At 57.8% G+C, this 24,562-nt stretch carries 23 protein-coding genes; 10 read left to right on the forward strand and 13 right to left on the reverse strand.

The window, feature by feature from the left end; translation table 11 throughout:
* Positions 1-34: 34 nt before the first annotated feature.
* Both VSX58_RS06560 and VSX58_RS06565 read right to left on the reverse strand, forming a co-directional pair.
* The gene (locus VSX58_RS06560; RefSeq protein WP_327617390.1) at positions 35-880 is read right to left on the reverse strand and encodes an ABC transporter permease; all 846 of its coding nucleotides are present in this window, start codon (positions 878-880) and stop codon (positions 35-37) included.
* Entirely contained in the window at positions 877-1,716 is an 840-nt protein-coding gene (locus tag VSX58_RS06565) for an ABC transporter ATP-binding protein (RefSeq protein WP_327617391.1), read from the reverse strand. Before VSX58_RS06565 ends, VSX58_RS06560 begins: the two co-directional genes overlap by 4 nt.
* 284 nt (positions 1,717-2,000) lie before the next feature.
* Here VSX58_RS06565 and VSX58_RS06570 point away from each other — a divergent pair, with 284 nt between their 5' ends.
* Together VSX58_RS06570 and VSX58_RS06575 are read left to right on the forward strand one after the other, a co-directional pair.
* The gene (locus tag VSX58_RS06570; protein ID WP_327617392.1) at positions 2,001-2,915 is read left to right on the forward strand and encodes an SPFH domain-containing protein; all 915 of its coding nucleotides are present in this window, start codon (positions 2,001-2,003) and stop codon (positions 2,913-2,915) included.
* On the forward strand, positions 2,915-3,370 hold the full coding sequence (locus VSX58_RS06575) for an NfeD family protein (protein WP_327617393.1): 456 nt from the start codon (positions 2,915-2,917) through the stop codon (positions 3,368-3,370). The genes VSX58_RS06570 and VSX58_RS06575 overlap by 1 nt, the downstream gene beginning before the upstream one ends.
* Here the strand turns inward: VSX58_RS06575 and cueR are convergent.
* Positions 3,360-3,800, reverse strand: coding sequence for a Cu(I)-responsive transcriptional regulator (gene cueR, locus VSX58_RS06580; RefSeq protein WP_327617539.1), 441 nt, complete (start codon positions 3,798-3,800; stop codon positions 3,360-3,362). The two genes, VSX58_RS06575 and cueR, sit on opposite strands and share 11 nt — an antisense overlap.
* Before the next feature lie 255 nt (positions 3,801-4,055).
* Between cueR and VSX58_RS06585 the strand changes: the two genes are divergently transcribed.
* On the forward strand, positions 4,056-4,535 hold the full coding sequence (locus VSX58_RS06585) for a DUF6097 family protein (protein ID WP_327617394.1): 480 nt from the start codon (positions 4,056-4,058) through the stop codon (positions 4,533-4,535).
* Positions 4,536-4,836: 301 nt separating this feature from the next.
* On the forward strand, positions 4,837-7,599 hold the full coding sequence (gene copA, locus VSX58_RS06590; RefSeq protein ID WP_327617395.1) for a copper-exporting P-type ATPase CopA: 2,763 nt from the start codon (positions 4,837-4,839) through the stop codon (positions 7,597-7,599).
* 105 nt (positions 7,600-7,704) lie between these two features.
* On the opposite strand, the gene VSX58_RS06595 is transcribed toward copA, so the two are convergent.
* The 5 genes from VSX58_RS06595 to VSX58_RS06615 form a co-directional block, all read right to left on the reverse strand.
* Positions 7,705-8,760, reverse strand: a complete 1,056-nt coding sequence (locus tag VSX58_RS06595; RefSeq protein WP_327617396.1) for an ABC transporter ATP-binding protein — start codon at positions 8,758-8,760, stop codon at positions 7,705-7,707.
* A 6-nt stretch (positions 8,761-8,766) separates the two neighbouring features.
* On the reverse strand, positions 8,767-9,567 hold the full coding sequence (locus VSX58_RS06600) for an ABC transporter permease (RefSeq protein ID WP_327617397.1): 801 nt from the start codon (positions 9,565-9,567) through the stop codon (positions 8,767-8,769).
* Complete coding sequence (locus VSX58_RS06605) at positions 9,560-10,381, reverse strand: ABC transporter permease (protein WP_327617398.1); 822 nt, start codon at positions 10,379-10,381, stop codon at positions 9,560-9,562. The genes VSX58_RS06600 and VSX58_RS06605 overlap by 8 nt, the downstream gene beginning before the upstream one ends.
* A gap of 76 nt (positions 10,382-10,457) precedes the next feature.
* Positions 10,458-11,480: an ABC transporter substrate-binding protein gene (locus VSX58_RS06610; RefSeq protein ID WP_327617399.1), complete on the reverse strand. Its 1,023-nt coding sequence runs from the start codon at positions 11,478-11,480 to the stop codon at positions 10,458-10,460.
* An 89-nt stretch (positions 11,481-11,569) separates the two neighbouring features.
* Entirely contained in the window at positions 11,570-12,247 is a 678-nt protein-coding gene (locus tag VSX58_RS06615) for a DUF1028 domain-containing protein (RefSeq protein ID WP_327617400.1), read from the reverse strand.
* Between the two features lie 247 nt (positions 12,248-12,494).
* On the opposite strand from VSX58_RS06615, the gene VSX58_RS06620 reads away from it, so the two are divergent.
* The 3 genes from VSX58_RS06620 (at position 12,495) to ybaK (ending at position 14,935) form a co-directional block, all read left to right on the forward strand.
* Positions 12,495-13,481: a LacI family DNA-binding transcriptional regulator gene (locus VSX58_RS06620; RefSeq protein ID WP_327617401.1), complete on the forward strand. Its 987-nt coding sequence runs from the start codon at positions 12,495-12,497 to the stop codon at positions 13,479-13,481.
* Between the two features lie 129 nt (positions 13,482-13,610).
* Positions 13,611-14,414, forward strand: a complete 804-nt coding sequence (locus VSX58_RS06625) for a TraB/GumN family protein (RefSeq protein WP_327617402.1) — start codon at positions 13,611-13,613, stop codon at positions 14,412-14,414.
* A gap of 38 nt (positions 14,415-14,452) precedes the next feature.
* Entirely contained in the window at positions 14,453-14,935 is a 483-nt protein-coding gene (ybaK, locus tag VSX58_RS06630) for a Cys-tRNA(Pro)/Cys-tRNA(Cys) deacylase YbaK (protein ID WP_327617404.1), read from the forward strand.
* 95 nt (positions 14,936-15,030) lie between these two features.
* Here the strand turns inward: ybaK and yjiA are convergent, their stop codons facing one another.
* From yjiA to VSX58_RS06655, 5 genes are all read right to left on the reverse strand, one after another.
* Positions 15,031-15,993: a GTPase gene (yjiA, locus tag VSX58_RS06635; RefSeq protein ID WP_327617405.1), complete on the reverse strand. Its 963-nt coding sequence runs from the start codon at positions 15,991-15,993 to the stop codon at positions 15,031-15,033.
* Positions 15,994-16,008: 15 nt separating this feature from the next.
* Positions 16,009-16,212 (reverse strand): YbdD/YjiX family protein, encoded by a 204-nt coding sequence (locus tag VSX58_RS06640; RefSeq protein ID WP_208227950.1) that lies wholly within the window; start codon positions 16,210-16,212, stop codon positions 16,009-16,011.
* Between the two features lie 116 nt (positions 16,213-16,328).
* On the reverse strand, positions 16,329-18,482 hold the full coding sequence (locus tag VSX58_RS06645) for a carbon starvation CstA family protein (protein WP_327612766.1): 2,154 nt from the start codon (positions 18,480-18,482) through the stop codon (positions 16,329-16,331).
* 493 nt (positions 18,483-18,975) lie between these two features.
* Complete coding sequence (locus VSX58_RS06650; RefSeq protein ID WP_327617406.1) at positions 18,976-20,901, reverse strand: choice-of-anchor I family protein; 1,926 nt, start codon at positions 20,899-20,901, stop codon at positions 18,976-18,978.
* Positions 20,902-21,052: 151 nt separating this feature from the next.
* Entirely contained in the window at positions 21,053-21,967 is a 915-nt protein-coding gene (locus VSX58_RS06655; protein ID WP_327612764.1) for a LysR family transcriptional regulator, read from the reverse strand.
* A 127-nt stretch (positions 21,968-22,094) separates the two neighbouring features.
* Here VSX58_RS06655 and VSX58_RS06660 point away from each other — a divergent pair, with 127 nt between their 5' ends.
* Genes VSX58_RS06660 through VSX58_RS06670 form a run of 3 tightly spaced genes read left to right on the forward strand, consistent with a single transcriptional unit; the run spans position 22,095 to position 24,561 of the window.
* On the forward strand, positions 22,095-22,880 hold the full coding sequence (locus VSX58_RS06660) for a 5-oxoprolinase subunit PxpA (RefSeq protein WP_327617407.1): 786 nt from the start codon (positions 22,095-22,097) through the stop codon (positions 22,878-22,880).
* A gap of 20 nt (positions 22,881-22,900) precedes the next feature.
* On the forward strand, positions 22,901-23,149 hold the full coding sequence (locus tag VSX58_RS06665) for an acetyl-CoA carboxylase (protein WP_327617408.1): 249 nt from the start codon (positions 22,901-22,903) through the stop codon (positions 23,147-23,149).
* A 23-nt stretch (positions 23,150-23,172) separates the two neighbouring features.
* A complete protein-coding gene (locus tag VSX58_RS06670) occupies positions 23,173-24,561 on the forward strand; it encodes an acetyl-CoA carboxylase biotin carboxylase subunit (RefSeq protein ID WP_327617409.1) in 1,389 nt (462 codons plus the stop codon).
* Position 24,562 lies beyond the last annotated feature (1 nt).

The following is a 24,562-nucleotide window of genomic DNA, read 5'->3' on the forward strand; positions in this document are numbered from 1 at the left end:
AATTAGTCAGTTACGGAACGAGCGAACGGCATAACTAGCGATTAACGGACTGGCGTTCCCAGGGCAGCAGCCAGCGCTGCAGCTGGATAACCAGCAGATAAAGCACAATGGCGACAAACAGCAGGGTAAAGACGCCGACCCACACCACGTTAAGGTTGAACAGGTTGCCGGCGACGAAAATCATTTTTCCCAGGCCGTAGTCCGAGGAGATGAATTCTCCCCCGATATCGGCAATCAGCGCGAAACCGATATTCAAACGGAAGGCGGAGATGATCCACGGCAGCGTGGACGGGATCACCACCTTGCGGAAAATCTGGTTCTTATTGGCGCCGAGCGAGCGCATCAGATTCACCTGGCTGTCGTCGATCTGGTGCGTTCCCTGCCACGCCGACAGCAGCGCCACGATATAGGTGGCGATAAACGCCAGGGCGATTTTGGAAAACATGCCGGAGCCGAACCAGATAATAATGATCGGAGCCAGGGCGATTTTCGGCAGCCCGTTCAGGGCGATGAAAAACGGATCGAGGATGCGCGCCAGCGTGGAGGAGTACCACAGCAGCAGCCCGGACAGCGATCCCAGCAGGCTGCCGGCCACAAAGCCGATCACCGTGGCGTAGACCGTGACATAGGCGTTGGTCAGCAGCTCGCCGTTGGCCAGCAGGCGGACGAACTCATGCCAGATCCCGGCCGGAGATCCCATCAGGAAGGCATTGATCATCCCGGCATCTACGCCGTACTGCCACAGCGCCACCATCGCAATAAGAATCAGCGCCCGCCAGCAATTATCTTTCAGCAGCAGCATCAGTCTCTTTTTGCGCCGCCGTCCCGGCGCCGACAGGCCGGAGCGATGTTTATCCGTCGCGGTTGCGGGCATATTCATGACCGGCCTCCTAACTGAATGTCCATATCCGCCCATATCTCATCGAAAAACTGCTGATAACGAGGATCTTTGCGGGCGCCCATGGCCGAGCCGTGCTGCTTGGCCAGACCGACGGCATAGGTTTTTTTGTTCCACGTCGGCCGCTGCGACATCACCACGATGCGGTCGGACATGGAGATGGCTTCGCCGATATCGTGCGTAATCAGCACCACCGTTTTGCCATACTCATTGAGAATCGACAGGATCTCCTCTTCCAGCACCAGCCGAGTCTGGTAGTCCAGCGCGGAGAAAGGCTCATCAAGCAGAATAATGTCCGGATCGATGACCAGCGTGCGGATCAGCGCCGCCCTTTGACGCATTCCGCCGGACAGCGTGGCGGGATAGGCGTGGGCGAAATCGCCCAGGCCATATTTCTGCAGATAGGCCATCGCCCGCTCATGGCGCTCCTTTTTCGGCACCTCGCTGATTTCCAGCCCCAGACAGACGTTGTCGAGGATAGTGCGCCAGGGAAACAGCAGATCTTTTTGCAGCATGTAGCCCACCCGGCCTTTCTTGGGCATGGCGTAATACTGATCAAACACCTGAATCTCGCCGGCGGTGGGCGCCAACAGGCCGGCAATCATGTTGAACATGGTGCTCTTGCCGCATCCGCTGGGGCCGACGATACTGATGAATTCGCGGTGATAAATATCGATTGAGATATCTTTAATCACCTCCACCACGTTTTCATCGCGATCGAGAAACTGCTTTTTTACGCCTCTCATCGAGATAGCGACCGGAGGCGACGCGGACGCGCTCGTCGGCGTCTTTTTTACTACTGCAGGTGAAAAGCTCATCACATACTCCTGATTAACCGCATTCCCAGAGGCGCCGTTGCCGCAGCGCGGGCGCATCGCCGGACATAGACCAAGAATTAAGCAACTCGATGGCGTAGAATCACCCTAGCAAAAACTTTCCAAACTTGTCTAATATGACAAACTTATCAAACTTGTTATCTTTTCCACCCGCGGTTCGGCAGCGCGCGGACGAGAAAACGGGAGAAAATAGCTGCGGAACAACGGATTCCGGCTGCGCTTGGGTTACACTAGCGTGGAATAAAACAGCCAGGAGGTTTTGGATAATGCTTACCGTGATTCCCGTACTGATCGTCGTCGCGCTGATTATCGTTTGGTCAGGTATTAAAATCGTGCCGCAGGGCTACCAATGGACCGTGGAGCGCTTCGGCCGCTACACCAAAACCCTGATGCCGGGGCTGAATCTGGTGGTGCCCTTCATGGATCGCATCGGGCGGAAAATCAATATGATGGAGCAGGTATTGGATATTCCGTCCCAGGAGGTCATCTCGCGCGATAACGCCAATGTGGCGATCGATGCGGTCTGCTTTATTCAGGTGATCGACCCCGCGCGCGCGGCGTATGAAGTCAGCAACCTGGAACAGGCGATCGTCAACCTGACCATGACCAACTTCCGTACCGTGCTGGGCTCGATGGAGCTGGATGAAATGCTCTCCCAGCGCGACAGTATCAACAGCCGCCTGCTGCATATCGTCGATGAAGCCACCAACCCGTGGGGCGTTAAAATCACCCGTATCGAGATCCGCGACGTGCGGCCGCCGGCCGAGCTGATTGCGGCGATGAACGCGCAGATGAAAGCGGAGCGTAACAAACGCGCCGAAATTCTTGAGGCCGAAGGGGTGCGCCAGGCCGCCATCCTGCGCGCCGAAGGGGAAAAACAGTCGCAGATTCTGAAAGCGGAAGGGGAACGGCAGTCCGCCTTTTTAGAGGCCGAAGCGCGCGAACGGGCGGCGGAAGCCGAAGCGCGGGCGACGCAAATGGTATCCGAAGCGATCGCGACGGGCAACATTCAGGCCATCAACTACTTCGTGGCGCAGAAATATACCGACGCGCTGCAACAGATCGGCGCCGCCAACAACAGCAAGGTCATCATGATGCCGCTGGAAGCCAGCAACCTGATGGGCGCCATCGGCGGCATTAGCGAACTGATTAAAGATAGCCAGAATAAACGGAGTAGCTGATGAACATTGAACTGGTGATGGAGAATGCGCACTGGTTCTGGCTGTCTCTCGGCGGCCTGCTGCTGGCGGCCGAGATGCTGGGCGCCAGCGGCTACCTGCTATGGAGCGGAATATCGGCGGTATTGGTCGGGCTGTTGGCCTGGATAATGCCGATAGAATGGCCGTGGCAAGGCAGCGCGTTCGCGCTTCTGACCATCATTACCGCCGTGCTTTGGTGGTATTGGCTGCGTAAGCGCACGCTTGCCCGACCGGCCTCCACGCTCAATCAGCGCGGACAACAGCTGATCGGCCGGCGCGCCACGCTGACCGAACCCATCGTCGATGGGTTCGGCCGCGTCAAAATCGGCGACGGCGCCTGGCGGGTAAAATCGGAGCGGGATCTGGCCGCCGGAACGCATGTTGAAGTGATCGCCATTGACGGCATTACGCTGCATGTGCGCCCGGTCACGCCTTAATCAGCGGATCGTCATGCGCGGAGGGCGCCGCCGCTGAATGGCAGCAGCCGGCCAGATTATTGATAATCGGGCAATCCGCGCCGCCGTCTCCCGGACATTGCTCCGCCAGCGCCAACAAACGCCGGCGCATCGCCTTAAGCTCTTCGATATGGGCTTCGATCTCCGTGACTTTGCGCATCGTGCGCGCCTTGACGTCGGCGCTGCGCCGCAGCGGATCGTTAAACAGCGCGACCAATTCCCGGCACTCGTCCAGGGTAAACCCCACCTGACGAGCCTGGCGCAGCAGAGTCAGCTCTTCGATATGATGGACATTATAGCTGCGGTAACCGTTTTCAGAACGTCGCGGCGCGGTCAGCACCCCTTTCTCTTCATAGAAGCGGATGGTTTTACTGGTGAGTCCGGTTTTTTTTGCCACATCGCTGATATTCATCATGCACCTCTTGCCCATTCCTCGCGAAAGCTAGCCTAGCAAAATGAGCATACGTCATCATTGATGAACTGTCAGGACAAGCGCATCAAGTCTGGATATTTATCGATGATGTTTTCCAAAGCCAGCGCCTCTGGCGTACGCCATGACTAAATGATTTCAATGAGTATATTGATTTATGTACAATTGAGCGAAGCGATGGGCTTGCCGTAAAAACCGGCAGGCTGACGATGATTGAGTGAATAAAACAGGAATATTATGGGATATTTCAACACGTTGAGTCAGTCGATTGATAATGCACAACGGCTGAAAGAGCTTCATCAATATATTGAACGTCACAATGTACCCGTCACGTCGAAAGATGACCTTTCGCATCAGATTATCGAGATTGAACGATACCTGGGCGGTTCAACCTACGCCAATCTGGATAAACGAAAACGCGTCGCCAATATCATGACGGGGATTTTAGCGTTACCCCTGTTAATCTTCGCTCTTCTTCTGCTTTTCGACCGCTATCAGGGATATTTGGGCTTCGGGTCCGATATCGGCGATATGCTGAAAACCATTTTCCTGCTGACCATCGAATACCTGTGGGCGGTGATCTTGTATGCGGGCGTGTTTGCCGCGCTGGTTATCTACTTTTACCGTCTAAACAGCCGCGCCGCAGCGCAGGCGGACAGGATTATTCACGCGTTCGTCACCCAATCGCCGTCCGGCGTTAAGCCCATTATCGAATAACGCGGCCTTACGGCGGCCTCATTCGAGATACGTCTTGCCGGAAAAGGCAGGACGTCATGCAACCGTCGGCGTCGTCAGCCATAGCGTAACGCGTCCGGCATCGCTGCTATGTTTCCCCTTTCCCCCGCCGCGCGGACGCTTTTGGCAAAGAGCGATCGCCATGCCGTCGTTGGGTTGAAAACCCGCCTTAATCAGCGCAATAAACGCTTGACCCTCCCCTTGATGGAAGGTTTAACCTGCTCGAATCAGGCGGGCGGTCAGCCTATTCGCCCGCCCGTCGTGGCTACGGGAGAAAATTATTATGTCGCAGACTATCGTTTTGTCGTTGCAGGGGCTCAGCTGCGGGCACTGCATACAGCAGGTCAAGAAAACGCTGGAGGCGCTGCCGGACGTCGAACAGGCGGAGGTCGCGCTGAATTACGCCAGGGTGACGGGCGAGGCGAACCCGCCCGCGCTGATCGCCGCTATCGAACAGGCGGGATATGAAGCAAGTCTGGCCGTTCCCGACGTTTCGCTGCAGCTTGCCGGATTAAGCTGCCAGCATTGCGTCGCCTCGACGCGTAAGGCGCTGGAGGCCGTTCAGGGCGTGGTCGCGGCGCAAGTCACGCAAGAGCGCGCCGATATCTACGGCGATGCGGCGTCCGCCGCGCTGGTCGGCGCGGTGGAACAGGCCGGTTATCAAGCCAGCGTATCGCAGGCGCCGTCCCGCCCAAAAACTGAGCCGCTGGCGCAGATAGCGACCGCGCCGGAAACGCTGCCAGCGGCTCAGAGTCATGTTCCGGCATCCCCCGCCGTCGAGGAAATTCCCGTCCTCGACGCCGCCCCTGATGATAATGTACAAATGCTGCTCCAGGGGATGAGCTGCGCCAGCTGCGTCAATCGGGTGCAGAAAGCCTTACAGGGCGTGGCCGGCGTGACGCAGGCGCGCGTGAATCTGGCCGAGCGCAGCGCGCTGGTGAGCGGACGCGCGACGCCGCAAGCGCTGATCGCCGCCGTCGAACAGGCGGGCTACGGCGCGGAGATCGTTCAGGATGAAAACCAACGCCGCGCGCGCCAGCAACAGACCTCGCAGCAAAGCATTCGGCGATTTCAATGGCAGGCGACGCTCGGCCTGCTGTTGGGCGCGCCCTTGATGCTGTGGGGCGTACTGGGCGGCAGCATGACCCTGACGCCCGCAAGCCGCACGCCGTGGCTGATTGTCGGCGCGCTGACGCTGGCGGTCATGATTTTCGCCGGCGGCCATTTTTATCGTAACGCCTGGCGCAGCCTGAAGAACGGCGGCGCCACCATGGATACGCTGGTGGCGCTCGGCACCGGCGCGGCCTGGCTCTATTCCATTACCGTTAATCTGTGGCCGGAAGTTTTCCCCATGGCGGCGCGCCATCTTTATTATGAAGCCAGCGCGATGATTATCGGCCTGATCAACCTCGGCCATGCGCTGGAGCAGCGCGCCCGTCAGCGTTCGTCCCGCGCGCTGGAAAAGCTGCTGGATCTCACGCCCCCCACCGCCCGCGTGGTGACGCCGGACGGCGAGAAAACGCTGCCGCTGTCCGCCGTGCAGCCCGGGATGACGCTACGCCTGACCACCGGCGATCGCATCCCGGTCGACGGCGAGATCCTGCAAGGGGAGATCTGGGTCGATGAAGCGATGCTGACCGGCGAGCCGCTGCCGCAACAAAAAGAGCGGAGCCATGCGGTTCACGCCGGCACGCTGGTTGCCGACGGCAGCGCGCTGTTCCGCGCGGACGCCGTCGGCAACCAGACGACGCTATCGCGCATCATCCGGCTGGTCAGACAGGCGCAGAGCAGTAAACCGGCCATCGGACGGCTGGCGGATCGCATTTCCGCCGTATTCGTGCCGGCGGTGGCGGCTATCGCCGTCGTCAGCGGCGCCGTCTGGTTCTTCGCCGGGCCGGCGCCGCAAATCGTCTATACGCTGGTCGTCGCCACCACCGTGCTGATTATCGCCTGCCCTTGCGCCCTCGGGCTGGCGACGCCGATGTCGATTATCTCCGGAGTGGGCCGCGCCGCCGAATACGGCGTGCTGGTGCGGGATGCCGACGCCTTACAACAGGCCAGCAGGCTGGATACGCTGGTCTTCGATAAAACCGGCACCCTGACCGAAGGCCGCCCGCGCGTGGTTGAAATTCACGCCTTTGGCGCGGCCACGGAGCGGCAGGCGCTGATCTGGGCGGCTTCGCTGGAACGGGGCGCCAATCACCCGCTGGCGAAATCCATCGTCAATCGCGCCGAAGGCCTTCCCCTTGAGGAGATCGAGCGGTTCCGCACCCTGCGCGGCCTCGGGGTCAGCGGGGAGACCGCCGACGGCGTGTCGCTGCTGCTCGGCAATGCGGCACTGCTGCAACAGCACCGCATTGATATTCAGGCCGTGGCGGCGTCGATCGATGAACTGGCGCAGCGCGGCGTCACGCCGGTCTTGCTGGCGGCCGACGGCCATATCGCCGCCGTATTCTCCATCCTCGACCCCTTGCGCGCGGACAGCGCCACGGCTTTGCAGCGTCTGCGCCGGCAGGGCTATCAGTTGGTGATGCTGACCGGCGATAATCCGCTGACGGCCAACGCCATCGCCAAAGACGCCGGCATCGACCGGACGATCGCCGGCGTCTTGCCGGACGGCAAGGCGCATGCCATCAGGCAGCTTCAGGCACAGGGAAAACGCGTGGCGATGATCGGCGACGGCATCAATGACGCCCCCGCGCTGGCGCAGGCCAATGTGGGGATCGCCATGGGCGGCGGCAGCGATATCGCCATCGAAACCGCGGCGATTACCCTGATGCGCCACAGCCTGCACGGCGTGGCCGACGCCCTGGCCATTTCCCAGGCCACGCTGCGCAATATGAAGCAAAACCTGCTGGGCGCGTTCGTCTACAACGCGCTGGGGATCCCGATTGCCGCAGGCGTGCTCTATCCGCTGACCGGCACGCTGTTAAACCCGGTGGTGGCCGGCGCCGCCATGGCGCTCTCCTCCATCACCGTAGTCGGCAACGCCAACCGGCTGCTGCGTTTTAAGCCCGATAAAGTCAATCATAAAGTAGAGCGGTAAAACCGATAGGCATCCCCGATTCAACAGGCAAAGGCCGCGCTTACGTCGCGTAAGCACGGCCTTTGGCCTGAGAGTCCGAAACAGCGATGAGCCGTCAATGCCACCTTAGCCCGCCAGCAGACGAATCTTTTCCGGCGCAATGGCAAGGCGCACCGTATCGCCCGACATAAATGGGCTATCGGGCGCGGTCAGGCAACGCAAAATCCCCGCCGGGGTCTCGATAACATAGCGCGCGCGAGCGCCTAGATAGATCCGGCTTTGGACTATGCCGCTCAGCCCAACCGAACTCTTCTCGCCGATGGGCATCAAGGTAATATCCTCCTGCCGGATGCTCAGACATTGCTCGCCGCGGCTCCCTTCGCTACCAGAAAGCGAAAGGCGTTGGCCGCCGGCAAGCTGCGCCACGACGCCGTCCATCCCCTCCGTCAGTTCGGCCTCAAGCAAATTGGTGGCGCCGATAAAGCCGGCGGCAAAGCGTGAACGAGGGCAAGCGTATAATTCGGCGGGCGTCCCGGCTTGTTCGATTCGCCCGCCGTTAAGCAGGATCACCCTATCCGACAGGCTCAACGCCTCTTCCTGATCGTGCGTTACAAAGATGGTCGTCAAGCCCGTGGTGCGATGCAGGGAAATCAACTCTTCCTGCATGCGCTCACGCATCGCGGCGTCAAGATTGGACAACGGTTCATCCAGCAACAGCACATCAGGTTTTGATACCACGGCGCGCGCCAGAGCCACCCGCTGCTGCTGCCCTCCCGACAGCTGGCGGGGATAACGGCGCATCAGGTGTTCAAGCCCCACCATCTCCAGCGCCGCTTCGGCACGTTGTTTCCGTTCGGAGGCGTTGCCAATCGAACGCATTTCCAGCGGAAAAAGCACATTTTCCAACACGCTCAGATGCGGAATCAACGCATACGATTGGAACACCATGCTGATATTGCGTTTTTCAGGCGGCAGCGTCGTGCAGTTGCGTCCGCCAATCACGATCCCGCCCGAACTGGCGCGTTCCAATCCCGCCAACATCCTCAGAAGCGTGGTTTTTCCGCACCCGCTTGGCCCTAACAGACTGACAAACTCCCCGGCCTGAATCGACAGATTGATGCCTTTTATCACCTCGGATTGCCCATAGGATTTGCACAAATTCACAAGTTCAAGGTCACGCATGGGAATTTACTCCGTAATTTTCTGTAGGCCGATGGCACGGTCTATCAATACAATCAAGCAGACGGTTAGGCCGATCATCAGGCTCGACACCGCAGCGATAGAGGGATCCGGACTAAACTCCAGCTGGGTATAAATCTGAATGGGCAGCGTCACGATTTCAGGAGAACGCAAGAACAGCGAAACGACAGCCTCATCAAAGGAGATGTTAAAGGCAAAGAACGCGCCCGCCGCGATTCCCGGTAAACACTGCGGCAACGTTACCCGCCATAGGCTGCGCCATGGTCCGGCGCCCATAGTTCGGGCCGCTTCTTCAAGAAAAGGGTCCGAGGTGGTCAAAACCGCCAGCGTAGTGCGGATCACATAAGGGAGCGCCAGCACCAAATGCCCGACAAAAACGGTAATCAATGACGTGTGGCCGATAGTTCGACTCCACAACATCAAAAGGCCGAGGCCGAGAATGATTGAGGGCAACACAATCGGCGCCAAAAATAGCGCAGACAGCATATCGGCGCCCGGCAGCAGGCGGCGGTGCAAAGCGATCGCCGCCGCGCCGCCGATCGCCGCCGCCGCCAGCGTGACCAAAACAGCAAGCCACAGGCTGGTCAGCGCCGCCGCGCTATACTGTCCCTCAGACAGCATTTTGGCATACCATCGCAGACTAAGCCCCTGCGGCGGAAAAGCGATATAATCGCCCGCGGTGAAAGACACGCCTACCACAACCACCAGCGGCACCAGAACGAAAGTGACGGTCAATGCGACCAGACCAATCGTCAGAACCCGAACCCAGATCGGCGTCGCGTCAACCATGGGACCTCCTGGAAAATAAATAGTAAGGCAAAAACAGCAATAAAAGTCCTGCCAGCAAAATGATCGACTGGGCAGCCGCGAAAGGCCAATCCAGCGTCTTGGTGGCGGATTCGTAGATCGACCCGGCTAACGTAGGCAACCTCGCGCCTCCCAGCAGCGTGGGCGTCACGAAATAGCTGGCGGAGAGTGAAAAAACCAGTAAAAAACCTGAGACGATCCCCGGCATGGCGCTGGGTAACACAACACGCCGCAGCGAGGCCACGAAACTACAGCCCATCACGCGCGCGGCCTCTTCAAGACGGGGATCAAGCCGCTGGATCACGCCAAGCACGCTCAGGATCATGAAGGGCAAAACGACCTGCACCATGCCGATAACAATAGCGGTTTCCGTCTGCATCAGAGAAAAATTACGCCGCACCAGGCCAAGCGCATACAGCGCATCGGGCACCAGACCATTACGGCCAAGAATCACCGTCCAGCCAAAAGTTCGGACCACTACGCTGGTCATCAGGGGCAGCGTCACCGCAATCAGCAAAAAAGTCCTCAGCCACCGTGCGCCCCGCGCCATGACATAGGCCAGAGGAACGCCAATCAACACGCAAATAATACTGATAATGAAAGCCAGGCGGATCGTCCGCAAACCTACACTCAAAAAATAAGGATTCTCAAAAAAACGCCACAAGAAGCTGAAAGTCAGACCTTCATCGGTCTGTAGCCCAAGAACCAGCATACCGGCAACAGGAAACACGAAGGCCACAATCATGATCAGCACGCCCGGTACGATCATCAAAAGGGTCTCAGGAAATCTATTCATCAGAATGTCCGTGTCAGGGGGACGTTCATAAAGAGCGCCCCGGTCAGACGACACACGGGGTAGCGAACCCCAGCTCTTATCGTGCGATCGTACTTTTCCACTCATTGATCAGGGCGGGCGCTTTTTCTTGCAGCAGCGTGGGATCAAATCGGATTAAGCGATTCAGATCTTCGCCATGCACGACTTCTTTAGCCAAATCTTCCGGCAGTTGCGCTTTGCGGTTGGTTGGCGAATATCTCATCTCTCGCGCAAAGGCCACCTGTACCTCCGGCGACAAGCTGTAATCGATCAACTTTTTAGCCAGATCCGAATGCGGTCGGCCGGCGACAAGGTTCGTCGTAATATATAGCGCCGATGCGCCTTCCTTGGGAAATACGAATTTCACCGGCAAACCGCTCTGCTGAATAACATGGGCATAGTCCTGGGCAAAAGGCGCCAACCATGCGTCATTCTGCGCAAAGTTCTGCTGAATTTCAGGCGATGAGGTGATGATTACCGAGCGCTCCAGCAACTCGCCCACTTTTTTAAGGCCCGGTTGCCAATTGTTAAGATCGCCGCCCCAAATTTTATTCATCATTAAAAAGCCCTGCATCCCGAACGTGTTCGACAGGTCGGTTAGCACCAGATGATCGCCAAAGGCCGGATCCCAAAGATCCTTCCATGAGGTTGGCGCCCGTGGAACCTTTTTCTCATTGTAAAGCAGCCCCATAGCCGTCACGAGGCTAACCGGTCCCTGGCCCTTTTCCATACCTTCGGCGGCGAAAGGATAAAGATCGGCCGCATGAGGCAAATCGGCGGGTTGCAAAGGCGCAATTAACCCCTCTTTCGCGGCCAGAATCTCTTGCCCGCCCGAGAACTGCACCACATCAAACTGCGGCGCTTTTTTTTGCGCACGCAGCTGTGCCAGCATATCGGCGGAATAGACAGTCACTACCTGAATCTTTACGCCGTATTCCTTTTCGAACGGCTTGTAAATGAGTTTTTCCTGCAAATCTTCGTAGGGTCCACCATAGGAATTGACGACCAGCGTCACATCCCCAGCCCATGCGGAAACCGCAGACAGACACGCCAAAGCGGCAGCCAGAGCAATACGTTTCATGTTCACCTCGAAGTTGATGGGAGGGTTTCTGTCGTAGTTCGTTCAGGGAATGCCTGTCCGGGACAATTTTCTCTCGGACAGGCCGAAATTTAGATATTCATCGGCGCGTCGACCGGTTTGAGCATCGTTTCGGGGTGTATCACCTGATCCACAAAGACCTGCTGATAAGGCTTATAAAAGTCCCACAGACGTCTGAGTTCGGTTAGCGGTTTGTCCTGCCAGTCAACCCGCAAATCAACCAGCGGCCAGGCTTCCCGATCGGCAATCACCAGCGCCGCCGCGCCAATGGTCTTGGTTTCGCCGCCGGCGGCGAGCCCGGCATCAACGGCGGCCAAAAGACGTTCGGCAAAGCAGAGATCGGTTGCGGCCTCATAGGCTTCGATAATTGCCTGGGGCACGCCGGGATTGGATATGAAATTACCCGTCGACACGCACTGGTTACCAACATAACCGCCATTGATATTGTTGATTTCGGGACCGCTATAAAACGCCACCCTGCCAAGACGGTCTACCGCGGCAAACTGGCGTTCGCCGGGGAAATCATTACTTTCGGCCAAAATGCGGACCGTTTCCGCCGCCGAACACCCCTTCGCAAGCAGATCGAGGCCCAGCGGACCCGCCCGAGTGTCGGTTCGGTGCTGAGTAGCGATACCGCCTACACCTGCCCGCACCCAAGAGCAACGGTTCCCGGCGGCGACACCGGACGACCCCAACGCCATACCGAACATGCCGGTTTCGGGATCTCGAGCCAGAACTGAGAATGTCATGATATGTCCTTTTTAAGACAGAAGTAGTAACATTGTACCGCTACATATAATAATTGTAGCGCTACATATGTTTTGTAACTATAACGCTATAAATTGAATGTGCAACTGATTTATTGTAGCGCTACAAAATTTTTTGATACTCTTGCGTGCATGGCGGACCGAGACCCGTGCAAGCGGCGATTTTTCGCAAGAACATGGAGAGAAACGATTGAAAAAAATAATGGCCAGACCCCTGGCATCGATCCGAATGGCAGATATCGCCAAAGCGGCCGGCGTATCGCCGATGACCGTCTCTAACAGTTTCCGCAATCCGGATCTGGTAAAGAAAAATACCCGCCAGAAAGTTCTCGAAACGGCTGCGGCAATGGGCTATGTCCCAAATACCATGGCGGGTAATTTCGTATCAGGACAGAGCAAAGTGGTTGCGGTGGTTACGCCATCGGTTCGTTATTCAAGCTTCGCCGATATGATCATTACGCTCGAACAGACGCTGTCCGCTGCCGGCTACCATTTGATCATTTCTCTGGTTGAGAGCCCGGAACGGGAACCGGAAACGCTACGCGCTTTAGTCGGCCGGCGTGTTGACGGCATCGTCATCGCGGGCGAACTACAAGATCCGAATGCGCGCGAACTGATTGTAAAATCGGGTATGCCGATGGTGGAAACCTGGGATCTTCATGATGATATGACCGATATGGGCGTGGGTTTTTCAGAACATGATGCCGCCGTTATGGCGACGGAACACCTGATTGAGGCAGGCCGCAAGCGAATCGGCATGATTGGCCTTAACCTCCTGCAACATCGGCGGCTACGTGAACGATTGCGCGGATTCCGCACGGCAATGAAGCAGGCCGGATGGGACGACAGTTTGGTTGCGTTGGTGCCGGAGCAGAATGACTACGGCGCGGGCGCCGCCGGATTGCGCAGCCTGATCGCACAGTCGCCGGATCTGGACGGCATTTTCTGCATGACCGATATACTTGCCGTCGGCGCGCTATTCGAATGTCAGCGCCTCGGCTTATCTGTTCCAAGACGCCTTTCCGTCATGGGATACGGCGATTATGATATTGCCCCGCAGATCCCGCCCGGATTAAGCACAATTCATACCCCCGGAGACGAGATTGGCCGTGCGGCCGCCACGCTGCTATTGAATCGGCTGGATCGGCGTCCCGATGCCAAGCGGTTTCATCGCGTCAACTACCATCTGGTATACCGCTGTTCCGTTATTTTTTAGTAATCGGCCGGTTTTCCACCGGCCGCGAATATTCATGTTCTCCGGCCTCCGCATTTTCAGCCGATTACCCGTTCAACTTGTCTCCTGATGCGTTTAGCATAGATGGGTAGAAATCAGGAGACGGAATTTATGGGGCATCTGCTGCGCAGAATCGCGACTTTTCTTGGTCTTATTTCACCGCTGGCCTACGCCTACCCCGCGGTGGACGTCCACCTTGAGGATGAGCGCCGGTTTCATCTGGTCGGCAGTATTCATATGGGCAGCATGGGGATGGCCCCCCTGCCCGATGCGCTGCTGCAACAGCTGCATAACGCCAGCGCGCTGGTTGTCGAAGCCGATATCTCCGACGCCGGCTCCCCGTTCCAGCATACCGAGGCCGAGCCGCCGCTTGCGGAGCGGCTCAGCCCGCAAGATTATCGCCAGCTGCGGCAAATCTGCGAAAAACTCGCTTTCAGCGAGAGTTACATCGACCGCGTTCCCGCCTGGCAGGCGGCGCTGATGTTGCAGGCCCGTCAGGCGCAGCAGTTGGGGCTGAGCCCGGATTACGGCATCGACTATCAGCTGATTAACGCCGCAAAGGCGCAGGGGGTAACGATTATTGAGCTTGAAGGGCAACAAACGCAGATCGATTTGTTGCATCAACTGCCGCAAGGCGGTTTATCGCTATTGCAAGATACGATAAGGCAATGGCATACCAACGCCCGGTTATTGCAAACCATGGTCGGCTGGTGGCTGGACAGCAAGCCGGGCAAAATCACCGCCCCGCTGCCCGCCGCGTTCGGCAATGAGATGACCGAGCTGCTGATGAATCAACGCAACCGCCTTTGGCAACAAAAGCTCCGCGCTCTGCCGCCAGGCGACTATGTGGTTGCAGTCGGCGCGCTACATTTATATGGTGATGACAATCTCCCCACGTTATTACAGGCTAATTGAGCGACAAACAGGATATCGCCCGTAAGGATAGTTGAATTATGACACCCGCAATTAAACTGCTTGAGAAAAACAAGATCGCATTTACTTTACACAGCTACCAGCACGACAGCGACGAGACGAACTTCGGCGAGGAAGCGGCCAAAAAGCTGGGGCTGGACAAAGAGCAGGTTTACAAGACGCTGCTGGTCTCGCTGAACGGCGACGCCAAAAATCTCGCCGTGGCGGTTACGCCGGTCGCCGGCATGCTGGATTTAAAGAAGGTGGCCCGCGCCCTGTCGGCCAAAAAAGCCGATATGGCCGACCCCGCCATCGCGCAGCGGGTAACCGGCTATCTGGTCGGCGGGATCAGCCCGCTGGGGCAAAAAAAACGTCTGCCGACGGTGATTGACGCGACGGCGCAGCAGTTCGGCACCATTTTTATTTCCGGCGGTAAACGCGGGCTGGATGTCGAGCTGGCCGCCGGCGATCTGGCCAGTCTGCTGCAGGCGACGTTTGCCGACGTCGCCAAGCACGAAGGTTAAACCGCGCCCAATGCCCGCTCGGGCGGGCATTGGGCTGGGATGGCATTCCCGCGGGGAAACCGCCCAACACATCGCCCTAAGCAATGCGCCGACCGTTACGCCGTAAGACGGGCGAAACCGTCGCGGATCTCCTGTTCGGGCAAATCCCGGCCGATGAAAACCAATACGCTGCGTCTCTCTTCGTCATCCCGCCATTCCCTATCCCAGTCGGCGCTGTACAGACGCTGCACGCCCTGAAACAACAGACGGCGCGCGTCGCCGTTAATCGCCAGGATGCCTTTATAACGCAAAAGGCTATCGGCGTGGTTCACCAGAAAGCCCTCCATCAAATCAGACACCGCGGCGAGTTCGACCGGGGTATCGAACTGCACGACGATAGACTGGATATTGTTTTGCGCAGGGGCGATAAAACGGAAGGTCGGCGTATTCACCGCCAGTTTATCGTTGAGAATAAAGCCTTCGATATTGAACAGAAGGCTTAAATCAATATTCCCGTTCACCACGGAGTAAATCGGCGCTCTGGCGTTAATGCGCTGAAGGCGCTGGATCAGCGCCTGGTCTTCGCCCGCGATATCGGTTTTCGTCAGCAAAATGCGATCGGCATAGCCGATCTGCGCCTGCGCAATCGTAAACTGATCCAATTGCTGTTGCGCGTGCGCCGCATCCACCAGCGTAATGATGCCGTCCAGCAGGAAACGCTCGCAAATAACCTCATGAGAAAAGAAGGTTTGCGCCACCGGGCCGGGATCGGCCATGCCGGTGCACTCAATCACCACATGGTCGAAATCCAAGGTGCCGTCGTCGATACCGTCGAGTAAATCCAACAGCGCGTCGGCCAGCGCGTTCGCCTGGCTACAGCAGATACAGCCGTTGCTCAGGGTGGTGATTTTGCTTGCCCGTTCGCCGATCAAGGCATTATCGATAGGCACTTCGCCGAACTCGTTTTCAATCACGGCGATCTTATAGCCGTGATCGGCATTGAGCATATGCCGCAGCAAGGTGGTTTTACCCGCCCCCAGAAAGCCGGTCAGAATAGTGACAGAGAGTGGTTGAGTCATAACTGCTCCAATTGACTAACAGCAGCGCATTCCGCCTTTGCCATCGCCGCCGTAACGCGCCTGCTGGCGCTCGCGGAAAAATTCTTTATACGTCATAACAGGCTTATCAGGATGATTGGTCTGCATATGCTGCACGTAGGTTTCATAATCAGGAATGCCGACCAGCATACGCGCCGCCTGGCCCAAATACTTACCCGCCTGTCCCAGATTGCCAAACATAATCACCTCCCGTCGAAAAAGCCCGCTCGACGACAATCGCCATTTCCGCCCGAACCGCCATAAAAACAACCCCGTATAATGTTATACATTATACGGGGTCGATGAGATATCCCCGGTTAATGGCCGGATGATAACTTCACGCCGCCTTCCGGTACCGGAACGTAAGGCGTTTCGTTATCCGTACACTCGGGATCTTTACGTGCGTCCAGCGCCGTTTTAACACCGTAGGCGATGATGCTGTACACCACGATCAGGAACAGAATGCTCAGCCCGGCGTTGGTGTAGTTATTGATGACGATATGGTTCATGTTGGCGATCTGCTGCGCGCTCAGGTCCGCGCCGCCTTCCGCAATTTTGCTCTTGAACATATTCGCCATATAGAAGAAGCCTTCAAGCTGCGGGTTGTCGCTGAATAGCTTCAGACCCAGCGCCCAGGTGGTACAAATCAGCAGCCAGACCGCCGGCACCAGCGTAACCCAGATGTATTGCGTGCGCTTCATCTTGATAAGCACCACCGTGCCCAGCACCAGCGCCACGGCAGCCAGCATCTGGTTGGAGATGCCGAACAGCGGCCACAGGCTCTTCACGCCGCCCAGCGGATCCACCACGCCCTGATACAGCAGATATCCCCACAGCCCCACGCAGCCGGCGGTGCCGATAACCCCGGCCACCAGCGAATCGGTTTTCTTCAGGAAGGGCACGAAGTTGCCCAGCAGATCCTGCAGCATAAAGCGGCCGGAGCGCGTCCCCGCATCCAGCGCGGTCAGAATAAACAGCGCTTCGAACAGAATACCGAAGTGATACCAGAAGCCCATGTCGGCGCCCGGAATGATCTGATGGAACACGTGGGCAATCCCCACCGCCAGCGTCGGCGCGCCGCCGGCGCGGTTGAGCACGGAAGGTTCGCCGATATCTTTCGCCGTTTGCAGGATCTGATCGGGAGAGATAACGAATCCCCAAGAGCTGACGGTCGCCGCGGCGTGCGCCGAAACCTCCTGCAGCTGCGCCATAATCGCCGGCGCATCGGCCGTCCCCAACTGATGCAGGTTAGGCATGGTGATACCCAACGCCGCCGGCGGGGTGTTCATCGCGAAATAGAGACCGGGCTCAATAATCGAGGCAGCCACCAGCGCCATGACGGCGACGAAGGACTCCATCAGCATGGCGCCGTAGCCGATGAAACGGGCGTCGTTTTCGTTAGCCAACAGTTTCGGCGTCGTCCCGGAAGCGATCAAGGCATGAAAGCCGGATACCGCGCCGCAGGCGATGGTAATAAACAGGAATGGGAACAGCGTGCCCTTCCAGACCGGGCCGGTGCCGTCGACAAACTGCGTGACCGCCGGCATTTTCAGATCCGGATTCAGAATCAGAATACCGATGGCCAGGCCGACGATCACCCCGATTTTCAGGAAGGTCGCCAGATAGTCGCGCGGCGCCAGAATCAGCCACACCGGCAGCAGCGCGGAGACAAACGCGTAGCCAATCAGCGTGAAGGTGATGGTGGTATCTTTAAAGGTTAACGCCGGCCCCCAGTACGGGTCGTGCGCGATAACGCCGCCGAACCAGATCGCCAGCACCAGCAGCACGATGCCGATCACCGACACTTCGCCCACGCGTCCGGGGCGAATAAAGCGCATGTAAATCCCCATAAACAGCGCAATCGGCACCGTCGAGCAAACGGTAAAGACGCCCCACGGGCTTTCCGCCAGCGCTTTTACCACAATCAGCGCCAGCACCGCCAGGATGATGATCATAATCAGGAAGCAGCCGAACAGCGCGATCGTTCCCGGCACCGCCCCCAGCTCTTTCTTGACGATTTCGCCCAGCGAGGCGCCGTTACGCCGCGTGGAGAGAAACAGCACCATGAAATCCTGCACCGCGCCGGCCAGCACCACTCCGGCCAGCAGCCACAGCGTGCCGGGCAAATAACCGACCTGCGCGGCCAGCACCGGCCCGACCAGCGGACCGGCGCCGGCGATGGCGGCGAAATGGTGGCCGAACAGCACGTTGCGATTGGTCGGAACATAGTTCAGGCCATCGTTGTTCACCACCGCCGGCGTCGCCCGCGAGGGATCCAGCCGCATCACTTTCTGGGCGATATAGAGGCTGTAGTACCGATAAGCCACCAGATATACCGCGACGGAGGCGACAATAATCCATAAGGCGCTGACATGCTCACCACGGCGTAGTGCCACCACGCCCAGGCAGGCTGCCCCGATAATCCCTAAGATTATCCAGGGGATGTGTTTAAGAATGGTACCGCTCTTCATAAGACATCCTTCATAAAAGTCGTAATGATTTGATTTTGATATTTATTAAATAAAATCAACGCGATAACTTGCGTTATCCCGTGTAGGTCTCAGATAAAAGGAATCGTGTGGATACAGATACAGCAGCAGGGAGAACCGGGACACTCCGCCCCTGCGCGCCGGTAAAACCGCCGGACTCAGATCAGAATTACAGAGAAGTGAAAGTGGAATCGTCATCATGTTCTACCGAAACACCGCTGATGGCGGGAGATTACGTCAGCGTCCGGGGGGGAACTATCGCTATTTCGCTATCCGGTAAAATAGCGTGCTAAGCGGTTAGAATCGTGCGGTGAACGGTCGGCGGAAAAAGCGCGGCGTGCGCCGGCGGAGATAAATGCGCTCGGCATGGCGAAAAGGCAATCGGCGACGCTGGAAAAGCGGGAGGCCGGAAGTCGGCCCGCCCGCCAGGTCGGTAATCTACATATTGCTACTTACGGCAAAGCATCGGACCGGATCACTTACCCGGCTTCAGCCGGTACACGGCCGTCGTGCCGCTCACCTCATACCCCACCAGCAGCAGCGGCTCTCCATTCGGCGACTGTTCGGCCGGTATGAACGCCAAACCTTCCGGCCCCAGATCGCCCACCGCCGCGCCCTGCGTCTTCCAGTCCAGCGCTTTCAGCTTTTTCGTCGTCCAGTCGGCGCGGGTATTAATATAGTCCTCAAGCACCGGCGACCGAGGATGGGTCACATCGTAAACCAGCACGCCGCCGAAACGCTCCAAGCCGATGAAAGCATAGGTTTTTCCATCGATGCTGCCGAGCGCCAACCCTTCCGGCTCCGGCCCTTTATCATCGCTGCGGTTGTCCAGGCTGTCGCCCGTCTCATGATTCGCGTTAAAAAATGTCTTGCACGGCACGCTATTGCCGCCGGAACTGAGGACACACGCCTTGCCGCTGCGCGTTTTGATCTGATTGGCGAAGAATTTCTCGAAGTCGGCGCCCGAGTCCCAGACCAGCGCGCCGGCGGCGTCGCGGATCGACACCGAGCGTCCGCCGTAGGCGTACAGCGCGTCATACATCAGGCGATCCCCTTGCGGATCCTGTTCCCCGCGGGCGTTGAACAGCACAGGTTTACCCTGGGCATCCCGGCGATAGCCTTCCGTCCAGGTGATTTTAAGCCGCCCCAGTTTATCATCGGCGCGGCAGTCGCCGGCGTCTCCCGCTTTGGCGCCGCAATAGCTGAACACCTGCGGATTGAGCAACGCGCCGGCGGCCAGCCGCCGCAGCTGCGGCGGCAGATCGTCGCCCACGCGACGATCGAAGCCTTTTTGGTGCACCAGATGCTTGACGCGAAACTCTTCCACGAACCCTTTGCCGGCGTCGCCCGCCCAGTAGGCATCGTTATCTTCGCCCCAGGCGCGCGCGTCGCCTTCGTTAGCGGTCACCAGATAGATTTTGCCGTCCGCCGGAGCGGTATAGGCCGCGATGCTATCCGGCAGATACAGGCCGCGCACGCCGGGCCAGGCGCGGATATCAACGCCGACCAGTTTGGCGTCTCCGTCGCCGTCGGAAACGTCGATCTCATTGCCGGCCTTGCCATAATCCTTGAATCCCAACGGCACAATATCTATGACGCGGGCGTTAACCACATCGATTTTCGCCAGCGCGTTGTTTTCCTGCAGCGTCGCCCAGGCGGTCTTGCCGTCGCCGGACGTCGCGATATATTCCGGCTCCAGATCCTGCGCCACGCTGGCATGAGGGCCGTAGAGCCGCACGCCTTTGCCGCGCAATGCGTCGGCGCGGCCGTTGAAGGCGCCGAAAGCGGCGGTGCGCGCCTCCGGCCTGGCGGGATCGGCGACGCTGATAATGGTGATCGAACCTTCGGGATCTTTGCTGTAATCCGCGTTCGGCTCGCCTTCGTTGGCGACCAGCAGCGTTTTGCCGTCCGGCGTGAACACCAGGTTATCCGGCAGCGCGCCGACCTGCACATGGCTGATTAAACGCAGATCGGCCGCGTTGTATAGCGCCACGCGCCCCGGTTCGGTTTTGTCGGAGGCTTCGACGGCCAGCGCCACCAGCCCGTTGCGCACGGCCACGCTGTTGACCGCGGAGCCCGGCAGGATATCTTCGGTTTTCAGCGTTTGCACCCGTTTGGGATGGGCCGGATCGGACAGATCGAGCACGTCCAGCGCGCCGGCCAGCGCGTTGACCACGAAAGCGCGTTTGGAGCCGGCGTCGTAATTGACGATTTCCGCCGCGCTTTTGCCAAAGACGCCGGCGCCGTAGCCGCCGATCTTCTCCAGCGTAATGGGAGCAGCCGGCGCCGCCGAGGCGCCGTTAGCGACGGCGGCGTAAGCGGCGGTCGCCATGACGGCGGCCAACAAAGCGCCCGGCGCTGATAGTCTGAAACGGCGCAGCTGCGCCTGTAACTCATTCATTTGTGCCTTTCCCCGGAGTGTATTGATTTATTCAAGCTATCAATTATTGAACGAGACTCGTTTTTAACCGGGAAAGGTTACGGTTTTATGACATACGCGACGCGACCGGAACAACACCTTATTTTGCGCTGCGCCGTTATGAAAAACGGCGTCAGCGCCGTGAAAAATTAAGCTGCGGCGTCAGAAAGGCGTTACGGAAGTATGTGCGAATCGCCTGCATCGCCGGGGTAAACCTGGCGTCGCGATGCCAGGCCAGCCCGACGCTCATCGGATGAACGGTATCTTTCAACGATCGGGTTTCGATGCGTCGCCCTTCCAGCGACCACGGCCGGTAAACCAGATCGGACAAAATCGCCACCCCCAGCCCGTTGGCCACCATGCTGCGCACCGCCTCCACCGAGCTGGTGCGCAGCATAATGCGCGGGCGATACCCGCTCAGATCCCAATAGCGCATGGCGCTGTGATCCGCTTCGTCGACCGTTAGCATGATGAACGGCTCCTTGGCGACATCGGCCAGACTCACTTCCGGCTTATCGCACAGCGGATGGCGGCTAGGCAGCCATAAGCGCCGCTCGGAGTTGAACAACTTTTCCGCGGTGATTTCCGGGTGCGTGAGATTGGCGGTCAACACCAGCGAGATATCAAAAGAGCGATTGATCAGCCCCTGCTCAATGTCGCTGCGCTCCCGTTCATTCAGGTTGATAACGATATGCGGAAAGCCGTAGGACAGACGTTGCAGATGAAACGGCAAGAAGTAGCCCATCACCGTATAGCTGGCCGCCACATTCAGCGTTCCCTGGGTGCGATTGTCCGTGAGCGGCACCATCATAGCGTCATCGACGCTGCGCAAAATGGAATAGGCGTGATTGAGAAAGTAGCTGCCGTTTTCGGTCAGCGTCATCCCGTGAACCGAACGTAGAAACAGCTGTTTCCCCAACAGACTTTCCAGCTCCTGAATCGCCGTGGTCACCGCCGACTGGGAAATATTTAAATGAATGGCGGCCTGAGATATTTGCCCTATCTCAGCGGTCGCGACGAAATAGCGAATTTGGCGAAGTGTAATCATATGATTCTCTTATTGTCGATGCGTTCTGTTTTTCAGATATTCAGCCATCTGAAAATACGTCTTTCCGATTGGAAAAAATTCACTCTATATTATTTTTAAACAAAACCATCACAAATAAGAAATAATTATGAAATATGAAATCGATCTGAATTCCGATATGGGTGAAAATTTCGGTCCGTGGTCCATAGGCGACAACGTTGACAAAGAGATTATGCCTTATATAAGTTCCGCCAATATTGCCGCCGGATTTCACGCCGGCGATCCCAATACCATAAGCCAGACAATTGAATTGGCGAAATATTATGGTGTGGCCATCGGCGCGCATCCGGGCTTTCGCGATTTAGTGGGGTTCGGACGACGCCATATTAATATTCATCCGCAAGAAGTCACCAATGACATTATCTATCAATTAGGCGCGTTGCGTGAATTCGCCACGCTTTATAAGTCGCCGTTACAACATATAAAACCGCACGGCGCGCTGTACATGCATCTGGCGCGCGATCCAAGCGCCGCGCAGTTGTTTGTGGATACGCTACATAGGCTGGCGCCCGATTTACTGCTGTTCTGCCTGCATGATTCGGCGGTGTGGCATGCGGCAAAAAAGAGTCAACATCCTGTTATTTGTGAATTTTATGCCGACAGGGATTATGACCGCAGCGGGTCGATTGTGTTTACCCGCCGGGTGGGGCCGCTCGATCCGGATCGGGTGGCGCAGAAAGTATTACGCGCCTGTCGGGAAGGGAAAGTCCGCACCGTTGAAGGCGAGGACATTCCTGTCGTATTCGATTCAGTTTGTATTCATAGCGATACGCCGGGGGCGCTGGCATTAATAAAATCCATACGCGAACAGCTTAATAGCGCGGATATTCATGTTAAATCGCCAGCCAGAATAGTTTCTTATCCAACAGAGTAAAAAATTAAGGAAATACTGCAATGAAAGAGTATGAGGTATGTTCTCCTTTACCCGGTATTTTTTACCGCCGCCCCGCGCCGGACGCGGCCGTCTTTATTGAGGAAAAAGATATTGTTAATGAAAATACGGTCATTGGTTTAATTGAAGTCATGAAACAATTCAGCGAAGTTTACGCCGAACAGGCCGGACAATTAATTTCTTTTAATATCAACAACGGCGATGCTGTCGAACCCGGGCAGGTAATAGCCATCATAAAAACCAATATATAACGGCAGCGATGCAGGAGGTAGAGATGGAAACGCCGATAAAAAAACTACTTATCGCCAACCGTGGCGAAATAGCGGTAAGAATTATCCACGCGGCTAAAAGCCTGGGGATCCCAACCGTGGCGGCATGCAGCGACGCGGATGCCGACTCTCTGCCCGCCCGCCTGGCCGACGAGGTCTATATTCTTGGGCCGGCGCGCGCCGACAAAAGCTATTTGAACGCGGATGCGCTGCTCCGGGGCGCCCGCCTCTGCGGCGCCGACGCCATTCATCCGGGGTATGGCTTCCTGGCGGAAAATGCCGACTTCGCTCAAGCGGTGGAACAAGCCGGACTGCGCTTTATCGGCCCGACGCCGCAGACCATCCGCATGATGGGAGATAAAGCCGTCGCCCGGCGCACCGCTCAAGCGGCCGGGGTTGCCGTGGTGCCCGGATCCACCGCCGCGCTGGGTAACATTGATGAGGCGCTGCGCTGCGCCGAAGAGGTGGGTTATCCGCTGCTGATTAAAGCGGCGGCCGGCGGCGGCGGACGCGGTATCCGCGTTGTCGCCGACGCGATGGAACTGGTTCGCGATCTTCCCATCGCGCAGAGCGAATCCAAGGCCGCCTTCGGCTGCGGCGATGTCTATCTGGAACGTTTTATTCCGCATGCCCGGCATATTGAGGTGCAAATACTCGGCGACGGCGAGCGGGTCATCCATCTCTATGAGCGCGAGTGTTCGCTGCAACGGCGGCGACAGAAGATATTTGAGGAGGCCCCCTCGCCGGCGCTCTCTCCCGCTCAGCGCGAGGCCATTTGCCACAGCGCCCTGCAGCTGGCGCAACGGCTGAATTACCGCGGGGCGGGAACCCTGGAATACCTGTTCGATGAAGAGAGCGGCGAATACTATTTTATTGAAATGAATACCCGCATCCAGGTGGAGCACCCGGTGACGGAGATGGTCACGGGCGTCGATCTGGTGCAATGGATGCTGCGTATCGCGCAGGGAGAAAAACTCAGCCTGCGTCAGCAAGATATCGCGCTTAGCGGCAACGCCTGCGAAATGCGCATCAATGCCGAAGATCCGGAGCGCAACTTTTTCCCCTGCCCCGGCGTGGTGGAAAAGCTGCTGTGGCCGCAGGGAGACGGCATCCGCATCGATAGCCATCTCTTCAGCGGTTACCGTATCCCGCCCTATTACGATTCTCTGTTGGCAAAACTGGTGGCGCACGGCGGCGATCGTCAGCAAATGCTGGCGCGTGCGGAGCTGGCGCTGCGGCAATTGCGCCTGACGGGGGTAACCACCACGCAATCGCTTCATCAGTGGCTGATCGCCGACCCCAGGGTGCGCGCCGGGCAGTTTGATACCCACGCGCTGGAAGCGTGGCTGCAAGCGCGCGCACAAACCAAGACGCCGATTTTCCGGGAGGCCTGAC

The sequence above is a fragment of the Brenneria populi genome, assembly GCF_036016195.1.
Classification (GTDB): Bacteria; Pseudomonadota; Gammaproteobacteria; order Enterobacterales; family Enterobacteriaceae; genus Brenneria; species Brenneria populi.

Coding starts and splice junctions, on each gene's coding strand:
- VSX58_RS06560 (WP_327617390.1), bottom strand. CDS start 880: ATGAATATGCCCGCAACCGCGACGGATAAACATCGCTCCGGCCTGTCG.
- VSX58_RS06565 (WP_327617391.1), bottom strand. CDS start 1,716: ATGAGCTTTTCACCTGCAGTAGTAAAAAAGACGCCGACGAGCGCGTCC.
- VSX58_RS06570 (WP_327617392.1), top strand. CDS start 2,001: ATGCTTACCGTGATTCCCGTACTGATCGTCGTCGCGCTGATTATCGTT.
- VSX58_RS06575 (WP_327617393.1), top strand. CDS start 2,915: ATGAACATTGAACTGGTGATGGAGAATGCGCACTGGTTCTGGCTGTCT.
- cueR (WP_327617539.1), bottom strand. CDS start 3,800: ATGAATATCAGCGATGTGGCAAAAAAAACCGGACTCACCAGTAAAACC.
- VSX58_RS06585 (WP_327617394.1), top strand. CDS start 4,056: ATGGGATATTTCAACACGTTGAGTCAGTCGATTGATAATGCACAACGG.
- copA (WP_327617395.1), top strand. CDS start 4,837: ATGTCGCAGACTATCGTTTTGTCGTTGCAGGGGCTCAGCTGCGGGCAC.
- VSX58_RS06595 (WP_327617396.1), bottom strand. CDS start 8,760: ATGCGTGACCTTGAACTTGTGAATTTGTGCAAATCCTATGGGCAATCC.
- VSX58_RS06600 (WP_327617397.1), bottom strand. CDS start 9,567: ATGGTTGACGCGACGCCGATCTGGGTTCGGGTTCTGACGATTGGTCTG.
- VSX58_RS06605 (WP_327617398.1), bottom strand. CDS start 10,381: ATGAATAGATTTCCTGAGACCCTTTTGATGATCGTACCGGGCGTGCTG.
- VSX58_RS06610 (WP_327617399.1), bottom strand. CDS start 11,480: ATGAAACGTATTGCTCTGGCTGCCGCTTTGGCGTGTCTGTCTGCGGTT.
- VSX58_RS06615 (WP_327617400.1), bottom strand. CDS start 12,247: ATGACATTCTCAGTTCTGGCTCGAGATCCCGAAACCGGCATGTTCGGT.
- VSX58_RS06620 (WP_327617401.1), top strand. CDS start 12,495: ATGGCAGATATCGCCAAAGCGGCCGGCGTATCGCCGATGACCGTCTCT.
- VSX58_RS06625 (WP_327617402.1), top strand. CDS start 13,611: ATGGGGCATCTGCTGCGCAGAATCGCGACTTTTCTTGGTCTTATTTCA.
- ybaK (WP_327617404.1), top strand. CDS start 14,453: ATGACACCCGCAATTAAACTGCTTGAGAAAAACAAGATCGCATTTACT.
- yjiA (WP_327617405.1), bottom strand. CDS start 15,993: ATGACTCAACCACTCTCTGTCACTATTCTGACCGGCTTTCTGGGGGCG.
- VSX58_RS06640 (WP_208227950.1), bottom strand. CDS start 16,212: ATGTTTGGCAATCTGGGACAGGCGGGTAAGTATTTGGGCCAGGCGGCG.
- VSX58_RS06645 (WP_327612766.1), bottom strand. CDS start 18,482: ATGAAGAGCGGTACCATTCTTAAACACATCCCCTGGATAATCTTAGGG.
- VSX58_RS06650 (WP_327617406.1), bottom strand. CDS start 20,901: ATGAATGAGTTACAGGCGCAGCTGCGCCGTTTCAGACTATCAGCGCCG.
- VSX58_RS06655 (WP_327612764.1), bottom strand. CDS start 21,967: ATGATTACACTTCGCCAAATTCGCTATTTCGTCGCGACCGCTGAGATA.
- VSX58_RS06660 (WP_327617407.1), top strand. CDS start 22,095: ATGAAATATGAAATCGATCTGAATTCCGATATGGGTGAAAATTTCGGT.
- VSX58_RS06665 (WP_327617408.1), top strand. CDS start 22,901: ATGAAAGAGTATGAGGTATGTTCTCCTTTACCCGGTATTTTTTACCGC.
- VSX58_RS06670 (WP_327617409.1), top strand. CDS start 23,173: ATGGAAACGCCGATAAAAAAACTACTTATCGCCAACCGTGGCGAAATA.